A 19,033-nucleotide genomic window follows, 5' to 3' on the forward strand; every position below is an offset into this window, starting at 1 on the left:
TGTGCGGGTAACCTCGAATGCGTGAGCGCTGCAGAGACGACAGAGAGCACGGTGACGGCACCGGACCACGCCCCCGCCCGGGCCGACGTACTGACGGCGGTGGAAAGGGCGCTGATCCGGATCCGCCGGCGGCAGTCCCGGCGCACGCTGGCGCGACCGGTGGTGCAGGGCATGCCCGAGCCGGTCGACTTCAGCACGCTGTCCGTGGTCGACGCGGTCGACGAGGGCAACGGCGAGGGCAACAAGGACGTGACCGTGGGGTTCGTCGCGGACCGCCTCGCCATCGACCCGTCCCGGGCCAGCCGGATCGTCGCCGACGCCGTACGCACCGGCTACGTGCGCCGCGTCGCCTCCCAGGAGGACGGACGGCGCAGCTGCCTCGAACTCACCCCGGTCGGCCGCGAGGCGGTGGACGCCGCCCACCGCACGCGCCAGGACTTCTACGCCACCGTCCTGGAGCACTGGGACCCGGTCGAGCAGGTGGAGTTCGCCCGGCTGCTCACCAAGTTCGTGCACTCGCTGGACAACGCGGCCGGCGGCTGACCGCCCTTCGAGTGAGCTTCGAGACCGCCCGACGACGCTGACGGTGCCAGATCCCCGCATCGACGGCGCGTCGGAGCCTCGCGGCCGCGGGGTGGTTCGCGCCCGGTTCCGAAGGAGGCGCGACGGTGAGCACGACCGACCGGACCACAGGGGCGCAGGCCCCCAAGGCACGAGGCGACCGCCACCCGCCCCGCATCGAAGCGACGGCCCCCGAGTCCCCTGGCCGCAGGGACGCCGCCGCCCCGCCCGTCCGCCCCCCGGCCGCCGTCGGCTGGGCCTACGTCATGGTGATCGTGGCGACCCTCGCCGCGATCGCCAGCAACGTCTTCGAGATCAAGCACCAGGTCGAGACCGGTGTGGCCGGCGCCGCGACCACCGGGGACCTGGCGCTGACCATCGCCTTCTGCGCACTGTTCGGCTTCTTCGCCGAGATGCTGCGGGCCGGCCGCCAGTGGGGGCGCGTGCTGCTGACCGTCTTCACCTCCCTCGGCCTGGTCTTCACCGGCCTCGGCCTCGCCCAGCTCGGCGGCCGGCCGCTGGTCGGCCCGCTCCAGGCGAGCCTCGCCGTCGCCAGCCTGATCCCGTCCGTCATCGGCCTCGTCCTGATGTACGTCCCCTCCGTGAACCACTGGATGTCCGCGGTCCGCGACCGCAGCCGGACGATCTCGCCGCGGCTGCGCAAGGCGGTCCTCACCGCGCACGTGGCGATCTCGGTGGGCTGGCTGGGCCTGGTGACCGGCATGTTCGCCATGTCGGTGGCCGGCGCCACCACCCACGACGCCGAGCTGCAGGCCGCGATGTACCGCACCATGTCGATGCTCGACGAGATCTTCCTCGGCATGACCAGCATGTTCGCGCTCATCAGCGGGATCGTGGTGAGCGCCGGCACCAAGTGGGGCCTGCTGCGGCGCACCTGGGTGGCCACGAAGTTCTTCCTCACGATGTGCGTGATGGTCCTGGGCTTCTCCGTGATCCACCAGCTGATCCTGAAGGCCAACACCCTCGTCGACGAGAACGCCCCCGTCCGCGGCGGCGAACTGGACGGCGTCGGCTGGGCGATGAGCGGTGCCGCCCTCGCCGCGCTGTTGTCACTGGTCCTCATGACGGCCATCTCGACGTACAAGCCCTGGGGCACGACCCGTTGGGGCCGCACCCCCGCCGCGCGCACCGCCCCGCGCCCCGTCCGCTCGTCCGTATCGGAAGGACAGTCATGACAGCGATTCAGGACACCCAGGTCCTGCGTCACAGCCGCCTCCTCGCGGTCGGCGTGCACCGGCCCCAGCGGTCGGTCCCCAACACCGAGATCGCCGAGCGCACCGGGCTCGACCCGGAATGGATCGAACGCCGCTCGGGCATCCGCTCCCGTCGGTACGCCTCCCCCGAGGAGACCCTGCCGGCCATGGCGACGGCCGCCGCCGAGAAGGCCCTGGCCGCCGCCGGCATCGGGGCCGACCAGCTCGGCACGGTCATCGTGGCCACCATCACCTCGATGGAGCAGATGCCCGCCGTCGCCGTGGAGGTCGCCCACCGGCTGGGCGCCGACCGGGCCGCGGCCTTCGACGTCTCGGCCGCCTGCGCCGGCTTCTGCCACGCCGTCGCCCTCGCCTCCGACCTGGTACGGCTCGGCCGCTCGGAGTACGTGCTGGTCATCGGCGCCGAGCGGATGACCGACATCCTCGACCACCAGGACCGCGACACCGCCTTCCTGTTCGCCGACGGCGCGGGCGCCGTCCTCGTCGGCCCCTCCGACGAACCGGGCATCGGCCCCGTGGTCTGGCGGGCCGACGGCTCCCGCAACGCGGCGCTGAAGATGACCGCCCCCTGGCACGACGGCGACGGCAACCGGCCCGACGACAAGCCCGCCATCACCATGTCCGGCTGGAAGGTCTACCGGTGGGCCACCGAGGAACTCGTGCCCGCCACCCAGCGGATCCTCGAGCTGGCGGGCGTCACCGCCGACCAGCTCGACGCGTTCATCCCGCACCAGGCGAACATGCTCATCACCGACCATCTCGTCGGCGAACTGGGCCTGACCGAGCGCACCGCCGTCGCCCGCGACATCGTCAGCGCCGGCAACAGTTCGGCCGCCTCCATCCCGCTCGCGATGGAGGAACTCCTCTCCTCCGGCCGCGCCCCCTCCGGCGGCCTCGCCCTCCTGGTCGGCTTCGGCGCCGGGCTGGTCTACGCGGGGCAGGTCGTACGGCTCCCCTGACCCACGCCCCACGACAACGGGCGCCCGGCCGGTCGGCGGTCCGGGCGCCCGTTCCGCATGCCGTACGACAGGGGCGCGGGCCCGGATCCGGACGCCCACCGCGCCCCCGCCGGCGCCGTCCACCGCGTCCCCACCGCGTCCCCGCCCCACCCTCGCGCGGACCGGTCCCCCGAACCGAACGGGCCCGGCGCACACGTCGCACGGACCGGGCCGGGAAGACACACGGGCCGGGCGCACACGACGGGCGGTCCCGGACCAGGACCGGGCGCACGGCGGAGCCGGTCACCCACTCGAGCCGGGCGCACACGACGGAGCCGCGGGGAGCGGTTGCTCCCCGCGGCTCGCACCGCGTTCCGCCTCGTCGTCAGTACTCGGCCGTCACCTCGAACAGGGCGAAGGGGCTCGGACGTCCACGGTCCTGGAAGGCCCGCAGCGGGGACGTCGTGCCCCGGTGGGCCGACCCCTCCTCCCAGGCGCGGAAGGCCGCCATGCTCTCCCAGGCGCTGAGGACCGCCCAGCCCCCGGGGACGGTGAGGTCGCGCAGCAGCTCGTTGCCCAACAGGCCCGGGGTCCCGGCGAGTTCCTTGCTGATGAGGTGGTAGGCCTCCTCGACCTCCGGCACCTGCTCGGGTTCCGCCCGCAGATGGAGCAGCACCCGGACCCGGCCGGGCGCGGTGCTCATCGCCCGGTCTCCAGGACGTGCATCAGCGCCAGGGAGCCGCCCTCACGGTACGGGTGCAGCTTCTCCCGGTGGCGGACATGCCCGGGGCTGCTCTCGAAGGCGAGGAACGCCTCCCGGTCGGTCCAGTCGCTGACCACGTAGTAGACGTCGTCCTCCTGGGCGCTGCGCGCGAGGGCGTGCCCCAGGTTCGCCGGCTGGGCGGTGACCTCCTCGCTGCCCTCCGCCCAGACCTTCTCGAAGTCGGCCGCCATGCCCGCCTTGACCCGCACGGTCAGCAGCACCCGGAACGGCCCGGTCTCCGCGGCCATCTCAGACGCCTCCGTCGACGTGCAGGGTCTCGCCGTTGACGTACGTGGACAGGTCGCTGGCCAGGAACAGCACGGCGCCGGCGATCTCGTCCGGGCGGCCGAAGCGGCCCAGGGCCATCATGCGCAGGTAGCGCTCGTTGTACTGGGCCCGCTGCTCGTCGGACAGCTCGTCGGGCTCGGAGGTGTCGATGACGCCGGGCGCGACCACGTTGAAGCGGATGCCCTTGCCGCCGAGCTCCTTGCACAGCGAGCGGGTGAGACCCACGAGACCGGCCTTGGAGGCGGTGTAGTGGCCGCGCAGCGGGATGCCGGCGACGGCGCCCCGGGAGCCGATGTTGATGACGGAGGACCCCTCGCGCAGCAGCGGCAGCGCCTTGCTGATGACCATGAACGGGCCGGTGAGGTTGGTGGTCAGCACCCGCTCCCACTCCTCGAACGGCAGCTGCGCGAACGGGATCTGGCTGATCACGCCCGCGTTGTTGACGAGGATGTCCAGCGTCTCGAACCGGCTGCGGCACTCCTCCAGGACCCGTTCCACGCCCTCGGCGGTGCCGACGTCCGCGCGCACCAGGGCGTGCTCGCCGCCGATCTCCTTCAGCTCACGGGCCAGGCTGTCGACGGCCTCGCCCTCCTGCCGGTAGCAGGTCACCACGGTGGCGCCGGCCTTGGCCAGGGCCAGCACGATGGCCCGCCCGATCCCCCGGCTACCGCCCGTGACCAGCGCGTTCTTGCCGATCAGTCGAAGTTCCATGCCATCCTCCGTGCTCGTGCGGCGCATGCCGCGTCGGATCGGATCGGTCCGTTCACCGGCCGTCGGGGACCGGACGGCACTCCAGCACCGCCCAGCGCCCCGCCACCGGCTCGTTCACCAGCTCGAGGCCCGCCGTCGCGAGGAGGGCGCGCCACTGGTCCTCGCCGCGCTCCCGTCCGCCGAACCGGACGAGCATGTCCAGGTCGAGCAACTTGCCGCGGTCCCACTCGTTGGCCGGGCCGACCAGGAACTCGCAGATCAGCAGCCGCCCTTCGGGCACGTCGCGCAGGGCCTCGCGGATCCGGCGCAGGATCGCGGCCGCGTGCTCGTCGTCCCAGTCGTGCAGAACGGCCTTCAGCACGTAGGCGTCGTGGCCCGGCGGGAGCTCGCCGAAGAAGTCGCCCGGCACCACCTCGACGCGGTCGGCGACGCCGGCCTCCTCGAGCAGCTTGGGCGCCTCGCCGACCACCGCCGGCCGGTCGACGAGCGTGCCGCGCACCTCGGGGTGACGGGCGAGCAGCTCTGCGAGGAACAGGCCCCGGCCGCCGCCGACGTCGGCGAGGCGGGGGAAGCGTCCGAAGTCGTAGGAGTCCAGCAGCATGCGGGAGGTGGCCCGGCTCATCCCTGTCATCGCCCGGTCGAACAGGGCGCCCGCGCGCGGATCGCGCTCCAGGTGCTCGAAGAAGCCGTGGCCGTAGACCTTCTCGAACGCGGGGCGGCCGGTGCGCACGGTGTGCATCAGCTCGCCGTAGGAGCGCCACAGCATCTCGTCGCCGTTGTAGAGGACCATGTCCCGCTGGCTGCCCGGCACGTCGGGGCGCAGGGCCTGGCCGATGTCGGTGAGCGTGTAGCGGCCGTCCGGTTCCTCGGCGAGGACGCCGAACGCGGCGGCGACCCGCAGCACGCGGCCCAGCGCGTCCGCGTGGGTACCGGTCCGCTCGGCGAGGTCGGCGACCGTGAGGGGGCCGTCGGCGAGCACGCCGGCGATGTCGAGTTCGGCGACGACGTGCAGCACCCGCGAGATGCGCTTGCCGTCGGTGAGCAGCAGCAGCTGTACGTGGGGCGGCAGCGCGGCGGTCATCGCCGGGCCGACCACTCCGGTCATGGGGTCCACACCTTCTCCTTGTCGAACGGTCGTCGAGGGCGAGCGGTGGTCGTCAGAGGTGGGCGGCGGTCAGATGAGAACGGCGGCCGCGGCGACGTTGGTCAGCAGCGCCGCGACGGCGAGCGAGCCGCGCACCCGGTTCCAGCGGATCCACCGCTCCCGGGGGTCGAGCCGGTCGAAGTCCGCGGGAAGCCGCTGCGGATCGAGCGTGGACAGCCACCGGTTGATCGGGACGTTGCGGGTGAGCGACACCGTCATGGCGGCGGCCAGGAGCAGCGCGGCGAGGGCCGCGAGCAGGCGTACCGCCGTCCGGTCCGCGAAGGCGGTCAGTGCCAGGTCGCTCAGCAGGCAGCTGAGCAGCGACACCGGCATGAACGGGTCGAAGCGGGTGACGAGCCCCTTGTGCACGGGCACGTACATCCCGGTGGGCAGGGTGGTGAACAGGGGCGCCGCGAGCACGGATATGGCCAGGCCACCGCCCGCGAGACCGCCGGCGAACAGTGCTGCGGGCATCAGTATCTGAACCGGCTCGACCACGACTCAGCCCTCCGGACCTGTCGCCGCCCGGTGCGGCGAACGCCTGGCGACGACTGTCGGAGCCGGCGGTCGAAGCGGACTCGAAGACCGCTTGACGATCACGGGCGGGCGCTCGGCGGGGTGGCGCGGCGGGGACGCGCCGCGGCGCGGGGAGTTCGCGCGGGCGCGGGCCCGTCGAGCACCGCTCCACAGCGAATCGAGCAGGCCGGGGCACGGTGGCGGACACCACAGTCAAGGGCCGCAGGACCGGGAGTCGTGATGCTCGAAGAAGTGCTGAGCGGGGTCGTACTGATCGGAACGGGGACCGTCACGGGCGTCTTCGTGGCGGTGCTGGTCAGTGTGGGCCCCGCCATGTCCGCCATGGACCGCGCCGACTATCTGCGGGCCCACGCCCTGCTGGGCAAGGGGTACCACCCGCTGATGCCGCTGCTGGTCAACGCGGTCACGCTGAGCGGGTTCGCCCTGGCCTTCTTCGCCGACGGGGCCGCCCGAGTGCTGTTTCCGCTGGTCTCCGTGCTGCTCATCGGGGTTCAGGCGGTCTCGCACCTCGGCAACGTGCCGATCAACCGCTCGCTGGCCAGGCTCGCCGCGGACGGCCCCTGGCAGGACCCGCGGCCGCTGTGGCGGGCCTGGCACCGGCTGCGCACCGCGCTGGCCGCGCTGGCCCTGATCGTCGTCACCTTCACGGTGCTCAGCACCCGTTGAGTCCCGAGAGTTCCGACAGGAGGAACCGTCATGCCTCTGGACGCCATCACCTACCGCGTCCGTCCCGGTCACGAGGATGAGCTCACCGAGGTCTTCTCACCGCACAACTTCACCCGGGTCGACTCCCCCGTCATCAGGGACGCGGCGGGGGAAGCGGTGGGGATGCTGCTGGGGACCGGTCTGTTCGTCCAGGACGACGTCCTGGTCCGGGTCATCCACCACGACGGCGTGGGCGCGGCCCGGGTCGCCCAGCACATGTCCGAGCAGAAAGGGGTGCGCGAGGCGGAGCGGGCGATCAGCCCCTATCTCACCGAGCCGCGGGACACCGAGACCCCCGAGGGCTTCCGCAACCACTTCCACCGCAGTCTGATGACGGTGCTGGAGCAGCACAGCCCCGACGAGCGGCCCGCCCTGGGCACGGTCGCCCTGCGCTACCCGCTGCGGCCCGGCGCCGGCGCCGAGCTGACCGCCTCCCGCAAGACCGTCAACAGCAGGGCCTCGCTCACCCTGGCGCCGGAACATCCGTCGATCATCCGCACCGCGCTGTTCCTGCACGAGGACACCCTGGTGCGGGTCGTGCAGTACGACGGCCATCCGTACGACGTCGTCGGCTACCTCACCGACCGCTGTCACGGCCAGGACGCCGAGCGGTGGCTGGATCCGTACCTGGACGGCGACGCGCGGCCCGAGCACCCGGACGCGTATCTGGCGCTGGTGCACGAGCAGGCGATGCTGATGATCGCCCACATGTCGGCGCTGGGGGTGGGCTGACGCCGCCTCCCACATACGCAAACCGCCGCCGGACGGGACCGGCGGCGGTTTCGTGTGTCCGACGGGCGGGAGGCGCCGACCGTCAGACCTCGGGGTGGTCGAACCACTCGCCGAGCTTGGTGCCCATCAGCGGGCTGCCGCGCAGCTTCAGCTTCCCGGTCAGGAACGCCTTCGCGCCGGGGAGCTTGCCGACGCCCATGGCGAGCATGTCCGGGAACTTGATCCCGATGGTGATGTCCGGGCTCTCGTGGAGGCCCTTGTCGGTACGGCAGGCGCCGCCCTCGACATGCACGTAGTGCAGCTTCTGGCCCTCGCCGGAGGCGATGTCGAACTGGAAGACGCCCTTCTGGCCCTTGGCCTTGTCGGGGTTGAACTCCGACACGAGGAGGTCGAAGATCAGCGAGAGGGCAGCGTCCAGACCTCCCTCGCGGCCGGCCACCGTCGCCTCCAGTTCCTTGGCCGGCACGGTCTCGACCAGCTCGATCAACTCGGTCACCTGATCCGCTTGCGTGCTCATGCGTTCCTCCCGTTCGTTTTCAGCCGGACACTTCGTGGCGGGACAGTTCGTGGCTGGACAGTTCGTGGCTGGACAGTTCGTGGCTGGACAGTTCGTGGAGCGGTTCCAGCAGGCTCATCGCGCCGCCCTCGCGCATCGGCCAGAGCCGCCTGAGGTACGCCTGCTGGGCGTCGCTGCGCTCGAAGGCGCGGAAGGACGGCTCGTCCGTCCAGTCGGTCAGCACGGTGTAGGAGCCGTCCGTGCCCGTGAGGCGGTACAGGTGCTGGCCGTGGTTGTCGGGGAGCCGGCGGACGTGCTCGGCGTGGCCGCGCCACAGCTCCTCGAACTCCGCCTCGCGGCCCGGGGCGATCCTGATCTCCAGCAGGACCCGCAGCCCGGCCCCCGCCGGCAGCCCGGCACTCACCGCGGCACCGCCTGCCGTGCGGCCTCCTCCACGAGGCCCTTGATCCGGGCCATCTCCCGGCGGGTGTTGGTGTTCAGCCGCTCCGTCATCTCGGGGTCCCCGAAGGGCAGCCCCTGACGGACCGTGAACTCCTGCTGCCAGCGCATCTCCACGCCGGCGTCGGTCTGGGTGTACGACCAGTACAGGTCCATGAACTCGAACGGGCCGGTCTCGATCCGCCGGGCGCGCACGGTCCGGGTGACGGGGTCCGGGGTGCGCTCGGAGACCCAGCTCCAGACCTGGCCCTGCTCGTCCGGGTGGAGGGTGAGCCGGAACCGGACGGTCGCGCCGTCGCGCTCCAGGATCTCGGCCGCCGCGTACTCGGAGAACAGCCGCGGCCAGGACTCGACGTCGTTCGTCATGTCCCACACCAGGTCCATGGGCGCGTCGACGACGATCGCGTTGTCGGTACGGGGCATGTCAGACCGCCGCCAGGCTGGTGTTGACGTAGTCGATCACGGCCTGCGGGGACTCCATCGACTCGATGGCCTCGTCCGGGATCTTCAGCCCGTACTCGCGCTGGAGCTGGCTGGCGATCTCCAGCACCGCGAGCGAGTCGTAGCCGAGGTCGGTGAAGGACGTTCCGAGGTCGCTCTCGGTGATCTGCTGTCCGTCGAGCTCACCGATGCAACGGCCCATGACCGCCTTCAGGTCGTCGAAGCTGATGCTGCTCATGCGTTCCTCCTGGTTTTCAGCCGTGCTGGGGACATGTGCGACTGCGGCGTACGGAGCGGTGGGTGCGGGCGCCGTGGGGCGCCGTGGACGAAAGGGGAGCGGGGCGGGGTCGGGGTGCGGGCGGCGGGTCACGCCGCGCGCAGCACCGCGGCCGCGTTGAAGCCCCCGTATCCCCGGGCGAGGACCAGGGCCGTGCGCAGGCCGGTCTCGCGGGGCTGGTCGACGACCAGGTCGAGCTGGTGGGCGGGGTCGGGCCGGACGTTGACCGAGGGCGGGATCACCTGGTCGCGCAGGGCCAGCACGGCCGCGGCCACGTCGAGGGCGGCGCCGCCCGCGTAGAGGCGGCCGGTCATCGTCTTGGGGACGCTCACCGGGACGCCGGCCGGACCGAAGACCTCCGCGACGGCCTCCGCCTCCTGGCGGTCCAGCTCGGGCACCCCGTAGCCGTCGGCGAAGACGACGTCGATGTCCTCGGGGGCCGTCCCGGCGTCCTGTAGGGCGAGTTCGAGCGCGCGCCGGATGCCCGGCGGGCGGCCCGAGCCGGGGCGCGGGTCGGTGGTCGCGGCATAGCCCGCGAGCTCGGCGTAGATGCGGTCGGCGCCCCGGGCGCGGGCGTCGGCCGCGCTCTCGACGACGAGGATCGCGCCGCCCTCCCCGGGCACGTATCCGCTCGCCTCCGGGTCGAACGGCACGAACGCGCGGTCGGGCCGGGGCTCCTCGCTGAGCCGCCCGTTGGAGAGCTGGCAGACCAGCCCGTAGGGCGACAGCGAGGCGTCCGTGCCGCCGGACAGGACGAGCCGGGTGCCCTTGGCGAGGACGCGACGGGCCTGGGCCAGCGCGTCGAGGCCGCCGGCCTGCTCCGAGCACAGCACCCCGCAGGGCCCGCGCATCCCGTGCCGGATGGACAGCTGTCCCGTGGTGGCCGCGTAGAACCAGGCGATGGACATGTAGGCGCCGACGGCCTGGGGTCCCTCGGAGTACAGCTTCTGCAGCTCGCGCTGGCCGAACTCGACACCGCCGGAGGAGTTGGCGGTGATGGCCGCCATGTCCAGGTCGGCGAGCGAGTCCTCTTCCACGCCCGCGTCGGCGAGGGCCTCGTTGGCCGCGGCGAACGCGTACTGGGTCATGGCGTCGGTCTCGGCGACCAGCCGGGCCGGGGCGTGGTCGGCCGGGTCGAAGCCGGTGGCCTCGCCGGCGACGCTGACCGGGTAGCCGGCCGGGTCGAAGCGGCTGATCCGGCTCAGCCCCGAGGTGCCCTCCAGGGTCGCCCGCCACCAGGACTCCCGGTCCAGCCCGTTGGGCGCGACGACCCCGACTCCGGTGATGACGGGCGCGGTCTCCCTGTCGCGTACGGCGCTCACGCGATCCTCCTCGGCGAGGTCAGCACCACTGCGCTCTGGAAGCCGCCGAAGCCGCTGCCGACGCTGAGCACGACGTCCAGTTCGGCCTCGCGCGCGGTGCCCGGCACATAGTCCAGATCGCACTCGGGGTCGCGTTCCTCGTAGTTGGCGGTGGGCGGCACCAGACCCCGGTCCATGGCGAGCGCGCTGGCCGCTATCTCGATGGAGCCGATCGAGCCGAGCGAGTGCCCGACCATCGACTTGATGGAGCTGACGGGGATCCGGTAGGCGTGGTCGCCCAGGCTGCGCTTGTACGCGGCCGTCTCGTGCCGGTCGTTCTGACGGGTGCCCGAGCCGTGGGCGTTGGCGTAGTCGACCTCGTCCGGGTTGATCCGGGCCTCGTCGAGCGCGGCGGTGATCGCCTCGCCCATCTCCCGTCCGTCGGGGCGCAGTCCGGTCATGTGGTAGCCGTTGGCGCGGGCCGCGTACCCGGCCACCTCGCAGTAGATCCGGGCGCCGCGGCGGCGGGCGTGCTCCAGCTCCTCGACGACGAACACGGCCGAGCCCTCGCCCAGCACCAGGCCGTTGCGCCGCAGGTCGAACGGGCGGCAGGCGTGCTCGGGGTCGTCGTTGCTGGTGGAGGAGGCTCGCAGGGTGTCGAAGCAGGACACGGTGATCGGATAGATCGGCGCGTCCGTGGCCCCGGCGACCATCACCTCGGCGGAGCCCTCCCGGATCAGGTCGACGGCGTACCCGACGGCGTCGATGCCGGCGCAGCAGCCCGAACTGACCACGGTGGACGGCCCCTCGGCGCCGACCGCCCAGGCCACCTCGGTGGCCAGGGAGCTGGACATCACGTAGGAGTACAGGTGCGGCACCATGTAGCCGGGGTCGACCAGCCACCGGCGGCCGTTGTCGCTGACCGTGCGGTACTCCTGCTCCATGGAGATCGCGTTGCCGACGCCGTTGCCGATGCTCACGCCCCGGCGGTGCGGGTCCGTCGCGGCCAGGTCGAGGCCGCTGTCGGCGACCGCCTCGCGGGCGGCGGCCAGCGCGAACTGGCCTGCCCGGTCGGTGCGCCGGATCTCCTGGTACGACAGTCCGGCCAGCTCGGGGTCCCAGTCGACCTCGGCGCCGATCCGGCTGCGGTACGGCGTGGGGTCGAAGAGCGTGATGCGCCGGGTCGCCGTGCGGCCCTTGACGATCATCTCCCAGAACTCCTCACGGCCCGGCTTGCCCGGCGCCACGACGCCGATGCCGGTGATCACCGCGCGGCCGGTCATCGGGCGTCACCCACTTCGGGCAGCGTCCCCTCGCCCGGCAGCGGCTCGCAGTCGACGTGGCCGAGCTCGGGGCTGGGCGCGAGCGGGCTGAGGAAGAAGGCCACGTGGGCCTGCTCGTCGCCCGGGTTCTCGATGCGGTGCCGGACGCCGATGGGGACCATGAAGGACTCCCCGGCCTCCAGCACGAGTTCCCTGCCCTCGATGCGCAGCAGGATGCGGCCGCGGACGGTGTGGAAGAACTCCTCGGAGTGCGGGTGGTAGTGCTCGGAGACGAACTCGCCGGGCTCCAGCGTGCCGACGCCCATGAAGCCGGAGGTCGCACCGCAGGTCTTGGGGCTGAGCAGCACGCGCAGATCGCCCCCGCGCCTGCGGTTGGGTGCCACGTCGTCGAGGGCGACCTTGATGAGGTCGGTGGTCTGCATGGTTGCTCCACAGGTGTGGGGAGTGGGGATCCCGGTTGGGCGGGGAATGGGTGCGGCGGAAGCGGTGGGATCAGGGCGTCCAGCTGTAGAAGGGCTCGGCCATGGAGTCCTTCGGTTCGCGCCACGCGGGGTCGTAGGGCGTCATGTACTGCTGGAGCCGGACGTTGATGTCCTGGTACAGCGGGTGGCTGCGGGCCTGGTAGAGGCGGTCGCCGATGGCGTCCTCGGCCTCCACGAGGTGGAAGTACAGCCCGTGGAACTGGAACAGCGTGCGGCGCTGGACGCCGATCATGTGCGGCAGTTCGGTGGCGTCGGACTCGGCGAAGAGCGCGGCCACCTTCTCCGCGTCGGCGGGGTCCATCCGCGCGACGATGAGGGTGCGATGAGCCATGGAGACTCCCTTGGGACGGGGACGGGAACTCGGCCTGAGCGAAGGCCGGTGGAGCTGAGCGGTGCGCGGCCGACTGAGCGGTGCGGCCGGGCGGTGGAACACAAGCGGTGGAGCTGAGCGGTGCGCGGCCGACTGAGCGGTGCGGCCGGGCGGTGGAACACGAGCGGTGGAGCTGAACGGTGGTTCAGGGGCGGCGGAGCCTGAGCGGTGGCTTCGTCCGGCCTGAATTCGATGGTGGTTCGGCCGCCTTGAGGGTCCGTCCAGACCAACTCGACATCAGATTCGAACCGTTCTGCGAGCCAGGGCGAGTGCCGTGGCGACGGCCGTCGCGGCGAATCCCGACAGGTAGGCCCACAGCGGCAGGACCCCGACGAGGTGCGACAGCTGGCCGCCCGCGCCGGCGCCGAGCGCGGCACCCAGGTAGAAGAGGCCCATCATGCGGCTGCGATGGCCTTCGGGGGCGGCCTCGGCCGTGGTGCTCAGCCCGACCGGTCCGAACACCAGCTCCCCGCACGTCATGCACAGGAAGGCGCCCAGCAGCCACAGCGCGGACACCGGGCGGCTGTCCGTGGCGAGCAGCGCGCCGGCCGCCAGCACCAGGAAGCCTCCCGCCGCGCACAGCAGCCCGGCGGAGAACTTCCGGGCCGTGTCGGCGCGGTTGCCGATCCGCAGCCACAGCCAGGCGAAGAGCGGCGCCAGCAGCAGCAGGAACAGCGGGTGCGCGGACTGGAACCAGCTGGCGGGCACGGTGAACCCGGCGATCTCGCGGTCCGTGTGCTCGCGCGCGAACAGGCTGAAGACCGAGCCGAGTTGGCCGTACATGGCCCAGAACAGCACCGACGGCACGAAGACCGTCCGGTAGGCGCGCAGACGTTCGCGGGCGGCCCCGTCCAGTCCGTCGGCGCGCAGCAGCCGGCGGAAGGCGACGACGGGCAGCACCAGCGAGGCCAGCCCGCACAGCGCCAGCACCGGCCGCAGCGGGACCCCGCCGGCCGCGACCACGCCGGCCGCCACCAGCACCGCGGCGGCCAGGGCCGCCCACGCGCCGCGGACGAACCGGCGCAGCGCGGCGGGCGGCAGCGGGCGGCTCGGACCGGTACGGGCGCCGCGCAGCGAGGAGGCGCCCCACACGTACTGGAGCACGCCGAGCAGCATGCCGACGGCGGCCGCCCCGAAGCCCAGATGCCAGTCGACGCGTTCACCGAGGGTGCCGGTGACGAGCGGGCCCAGCAGCGCGCTGACCTGGATGCTCATGTAGAAGAGCGAGAAGGCGGCCCGGCGCCGCGCGCTGTCCGCGCCCGGGTTCATCTGGTCGAACATCACCGGGAGGTTGGGCTTGAGCAGGCCCGTGCCGCAGGCCACGAGGACCAGTCCGCCGTAGAACCCGGCTCGGGCCGGAATCGTCATGCACAGATGGCCGGCGGCGATGACCAGCGCGCCGGTGAGCATCGCCCGGTGGGTGCCGAGCACCCGGTCGCCGAGCCAGCCGCCGGGCATCGCGGCGAGGAACGACGCGGAGACGTACAGCCCGAACAGCGCACCCGCCGACCCGTCGGAGAGCCCGAGGCCGCCGTCCGCCTCGGGTGCGGTCGCGTAGAGAAAGAGCAGGGCCTGCATGCCGTAGAAGCTGAAGCGCTCCCACATGTCGGTGAGGAAGAGGGTGCTGAACCAGCGTTCGCGCAGCAGCGTCCACACCGGGGGTTCGGCGGGGCGGGCCACGGTGGGGGCGGTGGCCGGCGGGCCGCTCACAGGGAGATACCGCCGTCGATCTGCACCACCTGACCGGTGATGTAGTCCGCCTGGTCGGAGAGCAGGAACGCCACCAGCTCGGCGACGGAGTCCGCGGTCCCGAAACGGCGCATGGCGATCTTGCCCACGGCGGCCTCCCGGGCCTTGTCCGTCATGCCGTCGAGCATGTCGGTGTCGATGAACCCGGGGGCGACCGCGTTGACCCGCACCCCGTACGGCGCGACCTCCTTGGCCAGGGCCCGGGTGAGGCCGTTGAGGCCGGCCTTCGCCGTGGCGTAGTTGGTCTGCCCGGGGTTGCCGTACACGCCGATCACCGAGGAGACGTTCACGATCGCGCCCGCCCGCCGGGAGATCAGGCCGCGCAGCACGGCGCGGGAGACGTGGAACGCCCCGTCCAGGCTGGTGCCCACGACCGCCTGCCAGTCCCGCGCGGACATCAGCGCCATCGGGCGGTCCCGCAGCACGCCCGCGGAGTTGACCACGCCGTACGGCGGGCCCAGCTTCTCCTCGCACTCCTCGGTGAAGGCGCGGACCGCGTCGGCGTCGGTGACGTCGCAGACGACGTGATGGACGGGTGCGCCCGCCTCGGCGACCAGCCGGGCGGTCTCCAGGGCCGCCTCGTCGGCGGCGCGGGAGCAGAATCCGACGGCGTGGCCCGAGCGGGCCAGCCGGACGGCGATCGCGCGGCCGATGCCCCGCGATCCACCGGTCACCAGTACACAGCGCTTCTCCTGCATCGGTGCCTCCCGGGGGCGGTGCGGCGGCACGAGGCCGCCGTGGCCGCGGAGGGCCCGCGGCCACGGCGAGGATCGGCGAGCGGCCTCGAGGGAGCCTCGAAGGGGGGCCGCCAGGCTGCCCCCATGGTGGAGAACCTCTTCGAACAGAACCTGCTCTGGGCGGTGCTGGCCGCGGTCTGCTGGCTGTTCGCGGCGCGCGGCGCGCGCCGCCTGGCGACCCGTCCGAGCGCACGCTCCGTGCGGCGCCGGGCCCGTCTGGGCCTCATTCTCCTCGGCACGGCCCTGCTGACCCTGAGCGTCCGCGCCGCGCTCGGTGTCGCGCTGGCCGCCGAGACCGACTGGTGGGGCGCCGACGACTTCGTCCTGCTGGCGGTCGCGCCCCAGGTCGTCGCGGGCGCGGCGGTGGCCTGGCTGAGCGTTCCGGCGTACTGGCGGCTGACGGGGTGGGGCCGGGCGGCGCACCCGGTCGGCGGGGCCGGAGCCACGGCCGACGAGGCGCGGGCCGCGCGGAGCTCCGCGGCAACCGCGGCGGGCGGCACCGGGCCGGACACGGCCGACGGCGCGTCGCCGGACACCCCGGCCGACCGGGCCGTGCGGTCCGGCGGGGCCCCGGCAACCGTGCCGAAGCCGACCCGCCCGACCGCCCCCGCCCCCGGCCCGCTGCACAGCACGGGCCCGCTGCCCGCCGCGCACGCCACGCCCGACACCGCCACCGCCACCGGGGGCGCGGCCACCGCCGCCACGACACACCAGGACCACCCGACCGCCCCCGGCCCGCTCGACGGCACGGGCCCGCTGCCCCGTACGGCCGCCGCGGCCGAGAGCGCCGTCGGACCGGGGACCGCGGGCGGGGCCGCCGGCGCTCCGGGGGCCGCGGGGACGGCCACGGACACGAGCGGGCGCCTCGGCGCGGAACCGGCCGCCGGTGCGACCACCCGCGTCGGCGCCGAGGGCGCTCTCGCGTCCCCCGGCGACACGCCGGCCCTGCGTTCGGCCGCCGCCGACGCCCGGCTGGTCGTGCCCGTGCGGGTGGGGAGTGTCGCGGCCGTGCTGGGAGCCCTGTTCACGTTGCATCCGCCGGCGCCGCCGTACACCGCGTTCCTCGTGCTGGAGTCGACGCTGCTGGCCCTCGCGGCGAGCGGGCTGTCGCTGGCGCAGCAGCGTCGGCGGGCGGCCGTCGGGGCGCCGGGGTGGCGGCCGGCCTCGCGCGGGCGACGGCTGGTGCGTTCGCTGTCCGTCGTGACCTGCGGAGCGCTGCTGGTGGCCGGCGGGTACGGCGTCGCGGCGCGGGAGAGCCGGTTGCCGGACCGGATGGCCACCGCCCACCACCACACCTTCGACACCGGCGGCGGGCCCGGACCCGGCGCCGCCCCGGCCCGCTCCGTCGAGGAGCTGACCGGACCGCGCACGGCCGCGGCCGTCCGGCGCTTCACGCTCACCGCCTCCGGACGGACGGTCCGGCTGGCGTCCGGCGAGAAGGTGCACGCGCTCACCTTCAACGGGACGGTGCCGGGACCCGAACTACGTGCGGTTCAGGGTGAGTTGCTGGAGGTCACACTGGTCAACCAGGACGTGACCGAAGGGGTCACCGTGCACTGGCACGGGGTCGACGTGCCCAATGCCGAGGACGGGGTGGCCGGCGTCACCCAGGACGCGGTGCCGCCGGGCGGCCGGCATGTGTACCGCTTCCTGGCGAACCGCGCGGGCACCTTCTGGTACCACGCCCACCAGCAGTCCAGCACCGAGGTGGCCCGCGGTCTGTTCGGCGCCCTGGTGGTGACTGAGCCCGCGAAGGGGACGACGTCCACGGCGCCGGCGTACGGCCTCGACCGCACCGTCGTCGCCCACGCCTGGTCCGTGGGCGGTGCACCCGGCGGCGGCTCGGCGGTGCGCGGTTCGGGCGGCGCTCTGAGCGGGCGCAACGGACTGGGCGGCATCCTGCGGACGGCCTTCGGCGACGACACCGGCGAGCGGCGCGAGCGCGTCGCCGCGGGGACGACCGTCCGGCTGCGCCTGGTGAACGCGGACAACTGCTTGCGCACGTACGCGCTGACCGGCACCGCGTTCCAGGTCGCGGCGATCGACGGCAACGCGGTGTCGGCGCCCACCGACCTGCGCGGCCGGCTGCTGCGGATCGCGGGCGGCGGCCGCTACGACGTGACGTTCCGCCAGCCGGCCGGGGCGGTCCGGCTCACCGTGACGGGCGACGCCAACGCGGGCGCCGGCAGCCAGGGATTCGAGGGCTGCGGCGAGGACGGCGCCTACGGCACGCACGGGAACCGGCCGTCTCCCTCGCTGATCCTGGGCCCCGACCCGGCCGCCGAGGCACCCGCCGCCGACCCGGACGGGCCGCTGTTCGACCCGCTGCACTACGGGTCCGCCGCCGGCGCGCGGCCGTTCGCCGCGGACGGTGACTTCGACCGGGACTTCCGCCTGGTCCTCGGCAACAGCGTCGGCTTCTACGACGGCGAGCCGATGATGCTGTGGACCGTGAACAACGCCGTGTACCCGGACATCCCGTCCCTGCTGGTCCGGCAGGGCGACCTGGTGCGGGTCACGTTCCTCAACCGCAGCCTCGACGACCATCCGATGCATCTGCACGGCCACCGTGTGCTGGTGCTGTCCCGCAACGGCGAACGGGCGGACGGCAGCCCGTGGTGGACGGACACGCTGAACGTGGCCCCGGGCGAGCGGTACGAGGTGGCCTTCCGCGCCGACAACCCGGGCGTGTGGGCGGACCACTGCCACAACCTGGACCACGCCCGTGACGGGATGGTCCTGCACCTGTCCTACGACGGCGTGAGCAGCCCCTACGAGACGGGGGCGTCCACCGGCAACACGCCCGAGTGACCCGGGGCCGCGAGGAGGTCTTCGGCGGCGAGCCGTTCACGGGCCGCGTGGACGGCCCGCCGGTCCTCCTCGGGGCCCAGGGCGCGCGGCGGCAGCGTGCTCAGCACGGCGCTGCGGCCCGAGCGCACGGCCCGGTGCCCGCGCGCCAGCACGGTCAGGCTCTGTCCGGGCCCCGCCTCCACGAGCAGCCGGTCGCCGTCGCCCAGCACCCGGTCCAGGGTGGGCCAGAACAGCACCGGAGCGGTCGGCTGCGCCGCCCAGAACTCCGTGCTGAGCACGTCGTGTTCGCGCACCGGACGGGCGAGGTAGGCGGAGTAGAGCGGCCGGTCCGGCGCGGACCGCCGTACCGTGCGCAGCAGGACCTCCGTCTCCCGCGCCACGGGTTCCAGGGCCGGGCTGTGGTACGGGGTGCGGGTGGCCAGCCGCCGGCTGGTGCGGCCGTCGGCGGACAGCCGGCGCTCCACCGCGCTCAACGCCTGCTCGGGGCCGGACAGCACGGTGTGCCGGGGCGCGTTGACCGCGCCCACGACGACGCCGTCGCCCAGGTAGCCCGACAGTTCCGTCGCGCCGGCCGCGACCGCGAGCATTCCGCCGGGCGGGACGGCGCGCTGGGTCCTGACCCGCTCCCACAGCAGCATCACCGCGTCGGACAGGGAGAACACCCCGGCGAGTACCGCGGCGACGCACTCGCCCATGCTGTGCCCGAGGTAGGCGGCCGGCCGCACGCCCCAGCTCTCGACCAGCCGGCCCATGGCGTAGTCCACGGCGAACAGCAGGGGCGCGGCCCGGGTGTCGGCGTCGAGCGGCGGCGCCGGCTCGCGCGTCAGCCAGTCGGCGCGGGCCGCCCGGCCGTCCGGCCCGAGCAGCTCCAGTACGGAGTCGACGGCCCGGGTGAAGACCGGTTCGTGCCCGTACAGGCCGGCCGCCATACGGGCGTGCTGCGCGCCGGTCCCCGGGAACATCAGGACGACAGAACGCTGATGACACTCACGACCAGATGACATGACGCAAGG

General features: G+C 73.4%; 22 protein-coding genes. 6 read left to right on the forward strand and 16 right to left on the reverse strand.

Annotation, left to right across the window (positions count from 1 at the left end; translation table 11 throughout):
• Positions 1-21 precede the first annotated feature (21 nt).
• The 3 genes from ACZ7DE_RS15980 (at position 22) to ACZ7DE_RS15990 (ending at position 2,755) form a co-directional block, all read left to right on the forward strand.
• Positions 22-543, forward strand: coding sequence for a MarR family winged helix-turn-helix transcriptional regulator (locus ACZ7DE_RS15980; protein ID WP_470761506.1), 522 nt, complete (start codon positions 22-24; stop codon positions 541-543).
• A gap of 125 nt (positions 544-668) precedes the next feature.
• On the forward strand, positions 669-1,757 hold the full coding sequence (locus ACZ7DE_RS15985) for a hypothetical protein (protein ID WP_470761508.1): 1,089 nt from the start codon (positions 669-671) through the stop codon (positions 1,755-1,757).
• The gene (locus ACZ7DE_RS15990) at positions 1,754-2,755 is read left to right on the forward strand and encodes a beta-ketoacyl-ACP synthase 3 (protein ID WP_470761510.1); all 1,002 of its coding nucleotides are present in this window, start codon (positions 1,754-1,756) and stop codon (positions 2,753-2,755) included. The genes ACZ7DE_RS15985 and ACZ7DE_RS15990 overlap by 4 nt, the downstream gene beginning before the upstream one ends.
• A gap of 364 nt (positions 2,756-3,119) precedes the next feature.
• Here ACZ7DE_RS15990 and ACZ7DE_RS15995 read toward each other — a convergent pair whose 3' ends face one another.
• The 5 genes from ACZ7DE_RS15995 to ACZ7DE_RS16015 form a co-directional block, all read right to left on the reverse strand.
• Positions 3,120-3,437 (reverse strand): antibiotic biosynthesis monooxygenase family protein, encoded by a 318-nt coding sequence (locus ACZ7DE_RS15995; protein ID WP_470761512.1) that lies wholly within the window; start codon positions 3,435-3,437, stop codon positions 3,120-3,122.
• Entirely contained in the window at positions 3,434-3,745 is a 312-nt protein-coding gene (locus ACZ7DE_RS16000) for an antibiotic biosynthesis monooxygenase family protein (protein WP_470761514.1), read from the reverse strand. Before ACZ7DE_RS16000 ends, ACZ7DE_RS15995 begins: the two co-directional genes overlap by 4 nt.
• 1 nt (position 3,746) lies before the next feature.
• On the reverse strand, positions 3,747-4,496 hold the full coding sequence (locus ACZ7DE_RS16005) for an SDR family NAD(P)-dependent oxidoreductase (protein ID WP_470761516.1): 750 nt from the start codon (positions 4,494-4,496) through the stop codon (positions 3,747-3,749).
• A 52-nt stretch (positions 4,497-4,548) separates the two neighbouring features.
• On the reverse strand, positions 4,549-5,601 hold the full coding sequence (locus ACZ7DE_RS16010) for a methyltransferase (protein ID WP_470762041.1): 1,053 nt from the start codon (positions 5,599-5,601) through the stop codon (positions 4,549-4,551).
• Positions 5,602-5,670: 69 nt separating this feature from the next.
• Positions 5,671-6,114 carry an anthrone oxygenase family protein gene (locus ACZ7DE_RS16015; RefSeq protein ID WP_470761517.1) on the reverse strand — a complete coding sequence of 148 codons (444 nt, stop codon included), beginning with the start codon at positions 6,112-6,114 and terminating at the stop codon, positions 5,671-5,673.
• Positions 6,115-6,396: 282 nt separating this feature from the next.
• Between ACZ7DE_RS16015 and ACZ7DE_RS16020 the strand changes: the two genes are divergently transcribed.
• Both ACZ7DE_RS16020 and ACZ7DE_RS16025 read left to right on the forward strand, forming a co-directional pair.
• Positions 6,397-6,843, forward strand: coding sequence for an anthrone oxygenase family protein (locus ACZ7DE_RS16020; protein ID WP_470761519.1), 447 nt, complete (start codon positions 6,397-6,399; stop codon positions 6,841-6,843).
• Between the two features lie 30 nt (positions 6,844-6,873).
• Positions 6,874-7,614: a SchA/CurD-like domain-containing protein gene (locus ACZ7DE_RS16025; RefSeq protein ID WP_470761520.1), complete on the forward strand. Its 741-nt coding sequence runs from the start codon at positions 6,874-6,876 to the stop codon at positions 7,612-7,614.
• A gap of 82 nt (positions 7,615-7,696) precedes the next feature.
• Here ACZ7DE_RS16025 and ACZ7DE_RS16030 read toward each other — a convergent pair whose 3' ends face one another.
• The 10 genes from ACZ7DE_RS16030 to fabG all read right to left on the reverse strand — a co-directional run bounded on the left by ACZ7DE_RS16030 (position 7,697) and on the right by fabG (position 15,170).
• Positions 7,697-8,131: an SCP2 sterol-binding domain-containing protein gene (locus ACZ7DE_RS16030; RefSeq protein ID WP_470761522.1), complete on the reverse strand. Its 435-nt coding sequence runs from the start codon at positions 8,129-8,131 to the stop codon at positions 7,697-7,699.
• A gap of 19 nt (positions 8,132-8,150) precedes the next feature.
• A complete protein-coding gene (locus ACZ7DE_RS16035; protein WP_470761524.1) occupies positions 8,151-8,534 on the reverse strand; it encodes an antibiotic biosynthesis monooxygenase family protein in 384 nt (127 codons plus the stop codon).
• Positions 8,531-8,992 carry an SRPBCC family protein gene (locus tag ACZ7DE_RS16040; protein ID WP_470761526.1) on the reverse strand — a complete coding sequence of 154 codons (462 nt, stop codon included), beginning with the start codon at positions 8,990-8,992 and terminating at the stop codon, positions 8,531-8,533. Before ACZ7DE_RS16040 ends, ACZ7DE_RS16035 begins: the two co-directional genes overlap by 4 nt.
• Position 8,993: 1 nt before the next feature.
• Positions 8,994-9,248, reverse strand: coding sequence for an acyl carrier protein (locus ACZ7DE_RS16045; RefSeq protein ID WP_470761528.1), 255 nt, complete (start codon positions 9,246-9,248; stop codon positions 8,994-8,996).
• A 128-nt stretch (positions 9,249-9,376) separates the two neighbouring features.
• Complete coding sequence (locus tag ACZ7DE_RS16050; protein WP_470761529.1) at positions 9,377-10,609, reverse strand: ketosynthase chain-length factor; 1,233 nt, start codon at positions 10,607-10,609, stop codon at positions 9,377-9,379.
• The gene (locus ACZ7DE_RS16055) at positions 10,606-11,871 is read right to left on the reverse strand and encodes a beta-ketoacyl-[acyl-carrier-protein] synthase family protein (protein WP_470761531.1); all 1,266 of its coding nucleotides are present in this window, start codon (positions 11,869-11,871) and stop codon (positions 10,606-10,608) included. The genes ACZ7DE_RS16050 and ACZ7DE_RS16055 overlap by 4 nt, the downstream gene beginning before the upstream one ends.
• On the reverse strand, positions 11,868-12,293 hold the full coding sequence (locus tag ACZ7DE_RS16060) for a cupin domain-containing protein (protein WP_470761533.1): 426 nt from the start codon (positions 12,291-12,293) through the stop codon (positions 11,868-11,870). The genes ACZ7DE_RS16055 and ACZ7DE_RS16060 overlap by 4 nt, the downstream gene beginning before the upstream one ends.
• 70 nt (positions 12,294-12,363) lie before the next feature.
• Positions 12,364-12,684 carry a TcmI family type II polyketide cyclase gene (locus tag ACZ7DE_RS16065; protein ID WP_470761535.1) on the reverse strand — a complete coding sequence of 107 codons (321 nt, stop codon included), beginning with the start codon at positions 12,682-12,684 and terminating at the stop codon, positions 12,364-12,366.
• 276 nt (positions 12,685-12,960) lie between these two features.
• Entirely contained in the window at positions 12,961-14,433 is a 1,473-nt protein-coding gene (locus ACZ7DE_RS16070; protein WP_470761537.1) for a peptide MFS transporter, read from the reverse strand.
• A complete protein-coding gene (gene fabG, locus ACZ7DE_RS16075) occupies positions 14,430-15,170 on the reverse strand; it encodes a 3-oxoacyl-ACP reductase FabG (RefSeq protein ID WP_470761539.1) in 741 nt (246 codons plus the stop codon). The genes ACZ7DE_RS16070 and fabG overlap by 4 nt, the downstream gene beginning before the upstream one ends.
• A 123-nt stretch (positions 15,171-15,293) precedes the next feature.
• On the opposite strand from fabG, the gene ACZ7DE_RS16080 reads away from it, so the two are divergent.
• On the forward strand, positions 15,294-18,020 hold the full coding sequence (locus tag ACZ7DE_RS16080; protein WP_470761541.1) for a multicopper oxidase family protein: 2,727 nt from the start codon (positions 15,294-15,296) through the stop codon (positions 18,018-18,020).
• Here the strand turns inward: ACZ7DE_RS16080 and ACZ7DE_RS16085 are convergent.
• Positions 17,981-18,982, reverse strand: a complete 1,002-nt coding sequence (locus tag ACZ7DE_RS16085; protein ID WP_470761542.1) for an acyltransferase domain-containing protein — start codon at positions 18,980-18,982, stop codon at positions 17,981-17,983. The two genes, ACZ7DE_RS16080 and ACZ7DE_RS16085, sit on opposite strands and share 40 nt — an antisense overlap.
• Positions 18,983-19,033: the final 51 nt, after the last annotated feature.

The organism is Streptomyces sp. NPDC037083, from assembly GCF_055606485.1.

Coding starts and splice junctions, on each gene's coding strand:
- ACZ7DE_RS16045 (WP_470761528.1), bottom strand. CDS start 9,248: ATGAGCAGCATCAGCTTCGACGACCTGAAGGCGGTCATGGGCCGTTGC.
- ACZ7DE_RS16085 (WP_470761542.1), bottom strand. CDS start 18,982: ATGTTCCCGGGGACCGGCGCGCAGCACGCCCGTATGGCGGCCGGCCTG.
- ACZ7DE_RS15990 (WP_470761510.1), top strand. CDS start 1,754: ATGACAGCGATTCAGGACACCCAGGTCCTGCGTCACAGCCGCCTCCTC.
- ACZ7DE_RS16065 (WP_470761535.1), bottom strand. CDS start 12,684: ATGGCTCATCGCACCCTCATCGTCGCGCGGATGGACCCCGCCGACGCG.
- ACZ7DE_RS16005 (WP_470761516.1), bottom strand. CDS start 4,496: ATGGAACTTCGACTGATCGGCAAGAACGCGCTGGTCACGGGCGGTAGC.
- ACZ7DE_RS16055 (WP_470761531.1), bottom strand. CDS start 11,871: ATGACCGGCCGCGCGGTGATCACCGGCATCGGCGTCGTGGCGCCGGGC.
- ACZ7DE_RS16000 (WP_470761514.1), bottom strand. CDS start 3,745: ATGGCCGCGGAGACCGGGCCGTTCCGGGTGCTGCTGACCGTGCGGGTC.
- ACZ7DE_RS16030 (WP_470761522.1), bottom strand. CDS start 8,131: ATGAGCACGCAAGCGGATCAGGTGACCGAGTTGATCGAGCTGGTCGAG.
- ACZ7DE_RS16040 (WP_470761526.1), bottom strand. CDS start 8,992: ATGCCCCGTACCGACAACGCGATCGTCGTCGACGCGCCCATGGACCTG.
- ACZ7DE_RS15995 (WP_470761512.1), bottom strand. CDS start 3,437: ATGAGCACCGCGCCCGGCCGGGTCCGGGTGCTGCTCCATCTGCGGGCG.
- ACZ7DE_RS16080 (WP_470761541.1), top strand. CDS start 15,294: ATGGTGGAGAACCTCTTCGAACAGAACCTGCTCTGGGCGGTGCTGGCC.
- ACZ7DE_RS16025 (WP_470761520.1), top strand. CDS start 6,874: ATGCCTCTGGACGCCATCACCTACCGCGTCCGTCCCGGTCACGAGGAT.
- ACZ7DE_RS16060 (WP_470761533.1), bottom strand. CDS start 12,293: ATGCAGACCACCGACCTCATCAAGGTCGCCCTCGACGACGTGGCACCC.
- ACZ7DE_RS16015 (WP_470761517.1), bottom strand. CDS start 6,114: ATGCCCGCAGCACTGTTCGCCGGCGGTCTCGCGGGCGGTGGCCTGGCC.
- fabG (WP_470761539.1), bottom strand. CDS start 15,170: ATGCAGGAGAAGCGCTGTGTACTGGTGACCGGTGGATCGCGGGGCATC.
- ACZ7DE_RS16010 (WP_470762041.1), bottom strand. CDS start 5,601: ATGACCGGAGTGGTCGGCCCGGCGATGACCGCCGCGCTGCCGCCCCAC.
- ACZ7DE_RS16020 (WP_470761519.1), top strand. CDS start 6,397: ATGCTCGAAGAAGTGCTGAGCGGGGTCGTACTGATCGGAACGGGGACC.